This window comes from Roseburia sp. 1XD42-69 (assembly GCF_003612565.1).
GTDB lineage: Bacteria > Bacillota > Clostridia > Lachnospirales > Lachnospiraceae > Roseburia_B.
Map to the genome: position 1 here is coordinate 1 of NZ_RAZG01000200.1, position 1568 is coordinate 1568.

Sequence of the window (1568 nt, forward strand, 5' to 3'; positions counted from 1 at the left end):
GATAGCCTAAAAATGGGCAGACTTCTCCTGTGATAGGGTTAGAAATTTATTGTGGCTGTCAAGGTCCATTAACAGTTGTTATTCCAACTGTGGCTGCAGGTTACGGATGTTTTCCAGTGTCTCGTAGAATTCTTTCTTGTAGGGACAGCTGCTGCATAGCTTGAAATATTTATATCGTGCTGATTTTACCACCCTTGCGGCTATCTTCAGCAGTTTTAATCGTATGGTATCAATACGCTGTTTTCTCATACTGGCAGCAAGCGCCAATCGTCTAAACCAATTGAATAGGTTATAAGCTAACGCATGAACCAGAAGGCGGTTCGCGTTTACCAGCTTTGAGGAACTGCTTACAGAGGCAAAGTCAAAACCGCTTTTGCATTCCTTGATGAAATTTTCCATCTTGCCTCTTCCGCAATAGAACTGGATCACCTGATAAGGTTCCATTTCCAGTGTTGTGACAATAAAGGTATACAGATGGACCATCTGCCCATACGGCTTTTCTATTTTAAAGACCACCCTGCGTGGATGGTTCCATGAACCGGCCTGGTATAGGAATGCCCCATACTCGACGGCGTAATCTACCTGGTTGAATTTCGTTGCACGGTACAGTGCCTGGTTTTCCTCTTCTGCCAATTCACGGAGTTTTGCATTCTCCTTGAGCCGGATGGCATATTTGCAGTTTTTATCTTCAAGAACTTCATACAGGTCTGGTGATGCAAAGCCACTGTCACCGCGAAGAAAAAGCGGCATATCCGGGAAATCACAGAGGAATTCATCCAGAAGGGACTTCATAAAAATATCTGCCTCTTTGCTGCAATACATGGTGCCGTCACGAAGCTGTGCTTTTAGCAAATCGCCGGTCAGCCCGTCGTAGCACAACAGCGGATGATAACCGTGGGCCTGATAATGGTAGTTGAAACCTTCCCCTTCCTGATTCCCATAGGTATCAAGAAGTGTGGAATCAATATCAAAAAGCATGAATTCCGGTTTCTTTATGGAATAGATGACTTTACGGAGTTCACGGATGATCTGGTTTAACTGGCTGAGCGTATCTCCATCCATGCGGTTAAAAAAGCGTGACAGGGTAGGCTGGGATGCCAGGGCATCCTTCTCTAAAATAACTGTCATAACAGGTTCGTTTGTCAGTTCGTCCGCACAGTCATCCTCAAAGTAGGAACTGATAATCTGGTAAATTACCTGCATCAGATTCGTATCATCCTTATGGATGCGGAACCATGCGGTATCATTGGTTTTGAACATACGATTAACGAGCTTGACCGCTCCAATCTTAAACAGGAACTCTTTGAACAGGAGAAGTCCTGCATCGGAGGATAAATCGCCTCCGTCAAAATTAATTTTAATTTGGCTATTGCTTTCTAAGCTTATGGTGTTTAATATATCCATATAAAGACCCTTTCTTTGGTTTTGATTTGGATTGGACACCTAAATTTTACCATAGATAGAGGTCTTTTTCTATTCACTAAATAAGTGAAAAGCAATATTCAATTAAAATACAGTAACTGTGCGGGTTTCAGCAGTTAATGCTGTTATTCCGTGAATAATTCAGG

The 1568-nt window shown here is 42.7% G+C and carries 1 protein-coding gene; it reads right to left on the reverse strand.

Annotation, left to right across the window (positions count from 1 at the left end; translation table 11 throughout):
• Positions 1 to 78: 78 nt before the first annotated feature.
• Complete coding sequence (locus D7Y06_RS25045) at positions 79 to 1404, reverse strand: IS1380 family transposase (RefSeq protein WP_120410178.1); 1326 nt, start codon at positions 1402 to 1404, stop codon at positions 79 to 81.
• Positions 1405 to 1568: the final 164 nt, after the last annotated feature.